The sequence below is a fragment of the uncultured Campylobacter sp. genome, assembly GCF_938031315.1.
Taxonomy (GTDB): domain Bacteria; phylum Campylobacterota; class Campylobacteria; order Campylobacterales; family Campylobacteraceae; genus Campylobacter_B.
Map to the genome: position 1 here is coordinate 1 of NZ_CALHHT010000387.1, position 9,540 is coordinate 9,540.

Consider the following 9,540-nt stretch of genomic DNA (forward strand, 5'->3'; position numbering starts at 1 on the left):
TAAATTTTGAGCTCGCATGGGACAGACTGCGCGGATACTTGCAGCGCGCTAAATTTAGACTGCCGCGGCGTATGAATTTTAGATCGCCAGCGCGGTTAAATTTAAAGCGCGCTTGACGATCAAATTTAAAGCTTGCTGTTTAGAGCTCGATCGCGCGCCGCAAAATTTTAAAATTTATCGCGCGACTTTGGTCTGCCATGTAAATTTAGACACCGCCTTTGCGCGCTTAAATTTTAAAATCGCACAGGCTCTCTCGCCGCGTAAATTTCGATATCGTTTTTGCACGCTTAAAATTTAAAATCGCGCGATGCGGCGTAAATTTAATCCGCAGCGAGCGCTATTCCGTGATTTTGGTGGGCTCGCCGAATAGCCTATTCATCTCGGAGATCAAAATTTCCTTGCCGTCCTGCGCACCGTTTGCGAGCTCGGCGAGGCCTGCCTTGGCGGCGCGCACGCTCTTGCTCGTATCGCGGGGCTTTGCGGCGTAGTTTTGCGGATCGGTGGATCTTAGTAGATCGTCCTTGGGCGGCTGTTTTTCGCCCTCGCCGCTAGCGCCGTTTTTTTGCGGTTTTGCCGCTTTCGGCGCGGAATTTTCTTCGGAATTTTCGCCGCCGCTTGAAATTTCATTTTGCTCGGAGTTTGCGGTCCCACTCGCGCCTACCTCGGAATTTTTCGCGCCGCTTGTCGTAGCGCTGGAATTTTCAAGCGGTTTTGCCGTGCTGCCTGCCCCGTCTTTTGCTTTGCCATTCGCTGTGCTATCTACGTTACTAGGGGCGAAATTTTCTGCGCTATTTTCCGCAGAATTTTGCTTTTGCGGCGCGTCCTGCTCGATTTTGATTTTCGCGCTCTCGCCGAAAAGCGATTTTAGCACGCTATTGATCGCTCGCGAGCCCTTGCGCAGGTACTCTCTGTCCTGCCCCTGCGCGCGCGAGAGCAGATACAGCGTGCCGCGCTCAAATTTTAAAAATTCCACGCACTTGCTAAATTTTTCGCCCAGATCGTAATCGCGGTCGTAAATTTTAGCTAAAAAATTCTCGTAAATTTCATTTTGAGCGCCCGTTTTGACGGACGGGCTAGAATTTTTAGTCTGCGCCGTTGCGCTCGGTTTAATCTCGCCGCTTGCGTCAGGGCTCTGTTTTGCCGTACCGGAGCTTTGTGCTGAGTTTGCGGGACGTTTTGCGCTTGCCGTAAAGCTAGGCACGCCGCTTGTCGCGCTATCTGCGTCACTCGGCGCAAAAGTCGTGCCGCCCGGCTCGCTATTTGGCGAAAAATTCGCGCTTTGGTTGAAATTTGACCTAAAATTCGGCGCGGAGCTTTGCGCGTTTAAATTAGGCGCCGAAGCGGAAGCATAGCCCTCGCCTTGATCCAGCGATCTGCCGACCTCGATCAGCTCGTCGATCTCGCGCAGATTGACCGCCTCCATCATCATAAAAATCATCATAGAAATTGCGTAAGTATTGTCCGGGCTGATGGCGAGCATGCTCTTAGCGCCCGCTAAAATGCGGAAAAACCGCTCATACATCAGCAGGCTGAATTTCGCGTCGCGGCGTAGGAATTTATCCTTTAAATTTGCGATCATCTCGTCGATTATCGTCTCGGCGTTGTAGTTTTCGACCTCTTTGATGATCTCGATCGCGCCCGCGCGGTCCTGGCGCAGCACGACGTCTAAAATTTCGCCAATTTTAGCGGGATCGAGCAAGCCCAGCATATCGGCGATCGCGCGCTCGGTGATGCCTTCGCGGCTAAAGATAATCGCCTGATCAAGGAGCGTGAGCGTGTCTCGTAGCGAGCCCGAGCCGCTGCGCGCTAAAATTTCAAGCGCGCCCTCTTCGTAAGCGATGTTTTCAGTTTTTAAAATTTGCGCCAGATGCGCTACGACGGCGCTTTTGGCGATCGGCTTAAAGCGAAAGTGCTGAGTGCGCGATAGCACCGTGACGGGAAGCTTGAGCGGATCGGTAGTCGCAAGGATAAATTTTACGTAGCTAGGCGGCTCCTCAAGCGTCTTTAAAAGCGCATTGGAGGCCTCTTTGGTGAGCATATGCACCTCGTCGATGATGAAAATTTTAAAGCGCGCGCTTGCGGGATGATACTTCGTCTGCTCGATGAGCTCGCGGATATCGTCGATCTTGCGGTGGCTGGCGGCGTCCATCTCGATGATGTCGATGTGGCGCCCCTCGTTTGCCATTACGCAGTTATCGCAGATCTCGCACGGCTTGCCGGTAGGGCCTTTATCGCATAAAAGCGCTTTGGCAAAAATCCTAGCCGTCGAGGTTTTGCCGCTGCCGCGAAGTCCGCTGAAAAGATATGCGTGGCTCAGCCTGCCCGAATCCAGCGCGTGCGCGAGGCTTTTGGCGACGGCGTCTTGACCGATGAGCTGCTCGAAGCTTTTGGGTCTGTATTTTAAAGCGAGTGCTTGCAAAATTTCTCCTTTGATCTTGCAATGATACAAAAAAATCTATAAATTTTAAATTTAGTGCTACAATGCGCCCGAATTTCAGAAAAAGGATCAAAATGAAAAAATTTTTAATCGGCGTATTTGCGCTATTTTTTGTCGCCTGCTCGCAAACTAGCAGCGTCATCAGCCTAAATCCGTATCTTTCTAAGGCCGATCAGACCGTAAGCGGCAAGTCGGTAAATATCAACGCGATCAACGATCAGCGTGAAAATCAGATGGTAATCGCCGTTATAAACGACAACGACGGCAAACTCGTCGATGAAGTGCTTTTAAAAAACAATCTCTCGGCCTGGTTCGATAAGGCTTTGCGCGCGGAGCTTGAGGCTCGTGGCGTAAAGATCGATCCGGCAAGCCCGAATATCGTAACCGTAAATATTAGAAGCATCTCGGCGGCGATCAACGGCTACTCGAAAGAAAATATGAGCGCAAGAGGCGAGGTCGCGATTTCTATAGTGCAGGGCAACAAAACTACGACCAAGCGCGTTTCGCAGGATCAGAGCCAATTTACCGCGCTTCGCACGGCTAGATCGCTTAATCCTTTCGTGCAAAGCTTGCTTGGCGACATCGTCAAAAAATCCGCCGATCAAATCATCTCTACGCTTTAGATGCGCTGCGTAAATTGCGGCGCGTTTAGCCTGCGCACGATCTGCGCCGCCTGCGCCGCAAATTTAGCCGAATGCCGCCTAAGTATGCGGCAGGTGGAGGGCTTTAGCGTATTTTACTACTATGGCTACTCCGAAATTCGAGAGCTTATACTTTCTAAACATCACGAATACGGCACTGCGGTGCTTGCGCGCATAGCCTCTTTAAGCCTAGCGAAATTCCCGCTTCATCTGCAGCGCGAAATTTCAGCAAATCCGCAAAATTACGAAACGTTTAAAACGGGCGGGGTTTTTAAATTTAACGCCGTGCCGCTGGATGATGACGCTCGCAGCGGCTATTCTCACACGGCGATCTTAGCTCGCGCGCTAAAAAGCGAACTGATTGAGCCGAAATTTCACTGCCTGCGCGCGCAAAATCGCGTCAAATACACGGGGCAGAGTTTGGAATTTCGCCTAAAACACAAGCGGAATTTTAAAATTTTAACCCCGCCGAAATTCCCCGTAATCCTGGTAGATGACATCATCACCTCGGGTCTTAGCATGCTGCAAGCGCGCGAGAGCTTGATCGATGGCGGCTTTATGCCCGTGTGCGGCTTGGTTTTAGCTAATGCAAAAGAATAATTCGCTATAATCGCGCTTTAAAATTTAAAAGGATATTTATGCAATCAAATATGTTTGAAAATCAGGAGATCATCGATATCGACGTCGAAGAATCGATCAAGACGAGCTATCTTGATTACTCGATGAGCGTTATCATCGGTCGCGCGCTACCCGACGCCAGAGACGGCCTAAAGCCCGTGCATAGGCGAATTTTATATGCGATGAACGATCTTGGCGTGGGTTCTCGCCAGCCATACAAAAAATCCGCTCGTATCGTAGGCGACGTCATCGGTAAATACCATCCGCACGGCGATACCGCCGTTTACGACGCGCTCGTGCGAATGGCGCAGAGCTTTTCGATGAGAATTCCTTCCGTGGACGGGCAGGGTAACTTCGGATCGATCGACGGCGACGGCGCGGCGGCGATGAGGTATACCGAAGCGCGTATGACGCCGCTAGCCGAGGAGCTTTTAAAAGACCTGGATAAAGAGACGGTCGATTTCGTGCCGAACTACGACGAGAGCCTGAACGAGCCCGACGTCCTGCCTGCGCGCGTGCCGAATTTACTGCTTAACGGCTCAAGCGGAATCGCCGTAGGAATGGCGACGAATATCCCACCGCACAGCCTAGATGAGCTTGTGGGCGGTCTTTTGATACTGCTTGAGAATAAAAACGCAAGCCTAGAGGAGATAATGGGCGAGATCAAGGGCCCTGATTTTCCGACCGGCGGCATCATCTACGGCAAAAAGGGGATTATCGAGGCGTATAAAACGGGCAGAGGGCGCGTTAAAATTCGCGCTAAAACCCATATCGAAAAAAAATCTAACAAAGATGTCATCGTAATCGACGAGCTGCCGTATCAGACAAATAAAGCGCGCCTGATCGAGCAGATCGCAGATCTCGTAAAAGAAAAGCAGATTGAGGGCATCTCCGAAGTGCGCGACGAGAGCGATCGCGACGGAATTCGCGTAGTAATCGAGCTTAAGCGCGACGCGATGAGCGAGATCGTGCTGAATAATCTATTTAAGCAAACCACGATGGAGGCGACCTTTGGCGTGATAATGCTCGCAATCGACGGCAAAGAGCCGAAGATTTTCACACTGATAGAGCTTTTGAAACTGTTTTTGAACCACAGAAAAACCGTCATCATCCGCCGCACGATTTTTGAGCTTCAAAAAGCGCGCGCTAGAGCGCACATCTTGGAGGGCTTAAAGATCGCGCTAGATAACATCGACGAAGTGATCGACGTGATTAGAAACTCCGCCGATACCAACATTGCGCGCGAAAATTTAATGAGCAGATTCGGCCTCAGCGAGGCGCAATCGGGCGCGATTTTGGATATGAGGCTAAGCCGCCTAACGGGGCTTGAGCGCGAAAAGATCGAGGAGGAGCTAAAAGAAATTTTAGCCGAGATAAAGCGACTTGATGCGATCCTAAAGAGCGAGGAGCTAATCGAAGGCATCATCAAAGATGAGCTTTTGGAGATCAAGGATAAATTTAAATGCCCGCGCATCACCGAAATCGTCGATGACTACGAGGATATCGACATCGAAGATCTAATCGCGAATGAAAATATGGTCGTTACGATCACTCACCGCGGCTACATCAAGCGCGTGCCTAGCAAGACTTACGAGAAGCAAAAGCGCGGCGGCAAGGGGCGCGTGGCGGTTACAACGTACGATGATGATTTCATCGAGAGCTTTTTTACGTCCAACACCCACGACACGCTTATGTTTATCACCGACCGCGGGCAGCTTTATTGGCTTAAAGTCTATAAAATCCCGGAGGGCTCGCGTACCGCAAAGGGCAAGGCGGTCGTAAATTTAATCCAGCTCGGCGCGGACGAAAAGATCATGGCGATCATCCCTACGACCGATTTTGATCCGAGCAAGTCGCTCGTATTTTTCACTCGCAACGGCATCGTAAAACGCACGAATTTAAGCGAGTTTAAAAACATCCGCTCACTCGGAATCCGCGCTATCAGCCTAGATGAGGACGATACGCTGGTGACTGCGCTCATCGCTCCAAATAGCGCCGAGGAGATGCAAAACTACAAAGGAGGCGCTCTAAGCGGCGACGATCTGGACGGCGGCGAGGCTGAGGAAGTTTTAGAGCAGACCGAACAGGATATTTTGGAGGGAAGCGAGGATGAAATTTTGCAAGGCGAGAGCGCGCAAGATGGCGAGCCGCAAAGCGCCAACGAAAATATGCTCTTCATCGCTACGAAAAAGGGAATGTGTCTTAAATTTAATCTAAATAAAATTCGCCAGATGGGGCGCATCGCTCGCGGCGTAAAGGGGATTAAATTTAAAGAAAAAGGCGACGAGGTCATCGGCGCCGCGTTTATTTTAAGCGATATGCAAGAAATTTTAAGCGTGAGCCAAAAGGGTATCGGCAAGCGCACCACCGCGAGCGAGTATCGCCTCACAAACCGCGGCGGCAAGGGCGTCATCTGCATGAAGCTCACCAACCGCACGGGCGAGCTCATCGGCGTCGTGATGGTCGATGAGGAGATGGATCTTATGGCGCTTACTACGAGCGGCAAGATGATCCGCGTAGATATGCAAAGCATCCGCAAAGCGGGCCGCAACACCAGCGGCGTCATCGTCGTAAATGTCGAGGGCGACGACGTCGTGAGCATCGCGACCTGCCCGAAAGCCGAGGAGGGCGACGAGGGCGAAGCGGACGAGCTTGCGCAGGATGAAAATTTATTAAATTCAAATTTAGATAGCAAAGATTCGCAGAGCGACGGCCCTAGCGATGAAATTTTAAAAGGAGGAGAGGATGAGTAGTTACAATATCGCCATCGTAGGCGCTACCGGCGCCGTAGGCGAGGAGATTTTGCGCGTCTTAGACGAGATGAACTTCCCCGTAAAGGACATACTGCCGCTTGCAAGCGCAAAGAGCGCGGGCGAGAAGGTGGAATTCCGCGGCAAAGAATACGTCGTGAGGGAGCTAACGGACAGCACCTTCGACGAAAACGAGATTGACATCGCATTTTTTAGCGCGGGTGGCTCTATTTCGGCGCATTACGTGCCATTTGCTGCGGCAAGCGGCGCAGTGGTGATAGATAACACGAGCCACTTTCGTATGCAAGAAAATGTCCCGCTCGTAGTGCCCGAGTGTAATCCTCAGGATATAAAGCTATGGGAAGAGACAGGCGTCATCGCTAATCCAAACTGCTCAACTATCCAGATGGTTCAAATTCTTAAGCCGCTTGATGATGCGTTTGATATCGAGCGCGTAGATGTAAGCACCTACCAGGCGACGAGCGGTGCAGGTAAAGAGGGTATGAGCGAGCTTGTAGGGCAGTTGCAGCAGTTTTTCGCTTTTAAGCTTGATGAGTGCGAGCCGAAGGTTTTCCCGCATCAGATCGCGATGAATGTCATCCCGCACATCGATGTATTTTTGGACAACGACTACACCAAAGAAGAGATGAAGATGGTGAACGAAACGCAGAAAATTTTGCATAAAAACTTCGCCGTTTCGGCTACCTGCGTGCGCGTGCCGGTACTTCGCAGCCACAGCGAGGCGATCACGATAAAATTTAAAAAGGATTTCGAGATTAGCCGCGTGCGCGAAATTTTAAGAAACGCGCCTAGCATCGTGCTTGTAGACGATCCGAGCAAAAACGAATATCCGATGCCGCTGCTTTCTAGCGATACGAACGAGACCTACGTCGGTAGGCTCCGCAGGGACAATTTCGACGATAAAATTCTGCATCTTTGGTGCAGCGCCGATCAGATCCGCGTAGGAGCGGCGACAAACGCCGTGCGCATCGCGCTTCGCTGGATCGATATGCAGCAAGACAAGTAGGATAATTTAGTAAGGCTGTCGAGCCTTTGCGCGCGGATGCGGTCGCGTGCGTGATTTCGGCGCCGAGGCCTGGCGAATAAAATTTGCAAATCAGCCTAATTAAAATTTAACGCCGCGAGCTGAAATTTTGCGCCTTTAACCTGGCGCAAAATTTAAATAGACTCAAACGGGTGCGCTTAAAAGAGATAAATTTACGCGATTGCAAACGAGCGTAAATTTAAACGAACACTTCGGCATGGAGCGGTTTTAAATTTATACGTCCGTTTGGGGAGCGGCTAATCTCGAATTAAAATTTAAGGAAGAAATGAAAGCTATATTTGAAAAATTTTTGCTTTGTAGCAAATCTCTAACGCTTCTGCCTGTTATTTTTTGTGTTGCGGCTAGTGCGACGATATTTGTGATGGCAAGCTACGAAATCGGCTCGGCGCTTTATAAAATTGTGGAATTTTTTCTAAGGCCGCAGAGCGAGCGAGCGCTTTACATTGGCATTTTAAGCGAAATAATAACGGCGATCGATCTGTATCTGGTCGCTATAGTGCTGCTAATCTTCGTATTCGGAATTTACGAGCTCTTTATCGACGAGTTTGTGGATCTAAATTTACAAGTTTTAAAGATCGCCTCGCTGGATGAGCTGAAGCACAAACTCGGCAGCGTCATCATAATGGTGCTGGTAGTGGATTTTTTCAAGCGAATTTTACACACCGATTTTACTACCCCTTTGGATATGCTTTTGCTCGCAGGGGCTATCTTCGCGGTTTGTTTGGCTTTGTATATTTTGAGTAAATTTAAAGGATAAAAATGGTTTTCATCGACGCATGCTTCGGCAAAGAGACCCCATACACGCCCATTTGGATGATGCGCCAGGCGGGGCGCTACCTGCCGCAATACATGGCGGTGCGCGAGAGGGCGGGCGATTTTTTGAGCCTGTGCCGCGACTATCGAGCCGCTAGCGAGGTAACGATCCAACCCGTGGAGATTTTGGGCGTCGATGCGGCGATACTTTTTAGCGATATTTTGGTCGTGCCGATGCAGATGGGGATGGATCTGCGCTTCGAAGCGGGCGAAGGACCGAAATTTAGCGATCCGATCCGCTCTCAGAGCGATCTGGCGCGCCTTGATCCGCAAAAGGCCGCCGCAGAGCTCGGATACGTTTATGATACGATCTCGCTTACTCGCTCGTGCCTTGCTGCGGATAAAGCGCTCATCGGCTTTTGCGGCGCGCCGTGGACGATCGCTACCTATATGATCGAGGGCGGCGGCAGCAAAAATTACGCCGTTTGCAAAAGGATGCTCTACGAAAATCCGCAGCTTCTGCATGAAATTTTGCGCCTCGTTACGGAGGCGACGAAGCTTTATCTGGCGCGCCAGATCGGCTCGGGCGTCGATGCGGTGCAGATCTTCGACAGCTGGGCGGGAGCGCTGGAAGCGAGCGCGTACGAGGAGTTTGGCTGGCGATACATCTTGGAAATCACGGAATTTTTAAAGGCGAAATTCCCGCATATCCCGCTCATCGTCTTTGCCAAGGGCACGGGCGCGCAGATGTCGCGGCTGAGCCGTATCGCGGCGCGGCGAGGCGAGGCGAGCTTTGACGTATGGGGCGTGGATTGGAGCACTCCGATTGAGCTTGCGCGCGAGCAGCTCGGGGGCAAATTTGCGCTTCAGGGCAACCTGGAGCCGATGCGGCTATACGACCGCGGCGCGATAGAATCGGGCGTGCGCGAGATTTTAGCGGCGATGAAGGGTGCTGCGCATATCTTTAATCTAGGGCATGGAATTTTACCCGACGTAAGCGTGCAAAACGCCAAATATCTGGTGGATCTGGTGCACGAGCTAAGCGCGCGCTAAACTGGACTTTGCGATAGCCTGTTTGCGGCGCGTCGCTGTGAAATTTTATAGAGTCGTAGTTTAAAATTTTGCTCGCTTGTGTCGTTTGCTTTGCTTTCGCGCGATCCTGCCGCTACAATAAAATTTTAAATTTCATGCCGCTAAAACAGCTCGCGGAACGCAAAACTCTAAATTTTAAAATTCTGCGCCGTTTCAGCGCGGCAGTATCGCAAATTTTAAAAT

7 protein-coding genes are annotated in these 9,540 nt (G+C 50.9%); 6 read left to right on the forward strand and 1 reads right to left on the reverse strand.

Annotated elements, in window-relative coordinates:
* Positions 1-337: 337 nt before the first annotated feature.
* Positions 338-2,419 carry a DNA polymerase III subunit gamma/tau gene (locus Q0236_RS09610; RefSeq protein WP_297917225.1) on the reverse strand — a complete coding sequence of 694 codons (2,082 nt, stop codon included), beginning with the start codon at positions 2,417-2,419 and terminating at the stop codon, positions 338-340.
* A gap of 92 nt (positions 2,420-2,511) precedes the next feature.
* Between Q0236_RS09610 and Q0236_RS09615 the strand changes: the two genes are divergently transcribed.
* The 6 genes from Q0236_RS09615 (at position 2,512) to hemE (ending at position 9,318) form a co-directional block, all read left to right on the forward strand.
* The gene (locus tag Q0236_RS09615; RefSeq protein WP_297917227.1) at positions 2,512-3,060 is read left to right on the forward strand and encodes a YajG family lipoprotein; all 549 of its coding nucleotides are present in this window, start codon (positions 2,512-2,514) and stop codon (positions 3,058-3,060) included.
* Positions 3,061-3,678, forward strand: coding sequence for a ComF family protein (locus Q0236_RS09620; protein ID WP_297917228.1), 618 nt, complete (start codon positions 3,061-3,063; stop codon positions 3,676-3,678). It begins immediately after the preceding gene.
* A 50-nt stretch (positions 3,679-3,728) separates the two neighbouring features.
* Positions 3,729-6,449 carry a DNA gyrase subunit A gene (gyrA, locus tag Q0236_RS09625; protein WP_297917232.1) on the forward strand — a complete coding sequence of 907 codons (2,721 nt, stop codon included), beginning with the start codon at positions 3,729-3,731 and terminating at the stop codon, positions 6,447-6,449.
* Entirely contained in the window at positions 6,442-7,473 is a 1,032-nt protein-coding gene (locus Q0236_RS09630) for an aspartate-semialdehyde dehydrogenase (protein WP_297917229.1), read from the forward strand. The genes gyrA and Q0236_RS09630 overlap by 8 nt, the downstream gene beginning before the upstream one ends.
* 304 nt (positions 7,474-7,777) lie before the next feature.
* Positions 7,778-8,269, forward strand: coding sequence for a YqhA family protein (locus Q0236_RS09635; protein WP_297917230.1), 492 nt, complete (start codon positions 7,778-7,780; stop codon positions 8,267-8,269).
* A 2-nt stretch (positions 8,270-8,271) separates the two neighbouring features.
* Entirely contained in the window at positions 8,272-9,318 is a 1,047-nt protein-coding gene (gene hemE, locus Q0236_RS09640) for a uroporphyrinogen decarboxylase (RefSeq protein ID WP_297917231.1), read from the forward strand.
* The last annotated feature ends 222 nt before the right edge of the window (positions 9,319-9,540 follow it).

Excerpts from the sequence above, each read along its gene's own strand:
- Q0236_RS09620 (WP_297917228.1), top strand. The coding sequence starts at position 3,061 with ATGCGCTGCGTAAATTGCGGCGCGTTTAGCCTGCGCACGATCTGCGCC.
- Q0236_RS09635 (WP_297917230.1), top strand. The coding sequence starts at position 7,778 with ATGAAAGCTATATTTGAAAAATTTTTGCTTTGTAGCAAATCTCTAACG.
- hemE (WP_297917231.1), top strand. The coding sequence starts at position 8,272 with ATGGTTTTCATCGACGCATGCTTCGGCAAAGAGACCCCATACACGCCC.
- Q0236_RS09630 (WP_297917229.1), top strand. The coding sequence starts at position 6,442 with ATGAGTAGTTACAATATCGCCATCGTAGGCGCTACCGGCGCCGTAGGC.
- Q0236_RS09615 (WP_297917227.1), top strand. The coding sequence starts at position 2,512 with ATGAAAAAATTTTTAATCGGCGTATTTGCGCTATTTTTTGTCGCCTGC.
- gyrA (WP_297917232.1), top strand. The coding sequence starts at position 3,729 with ATGTTTGAAAATCAGGAGATCATCGATATCGACGTCGAAGAATCGATC.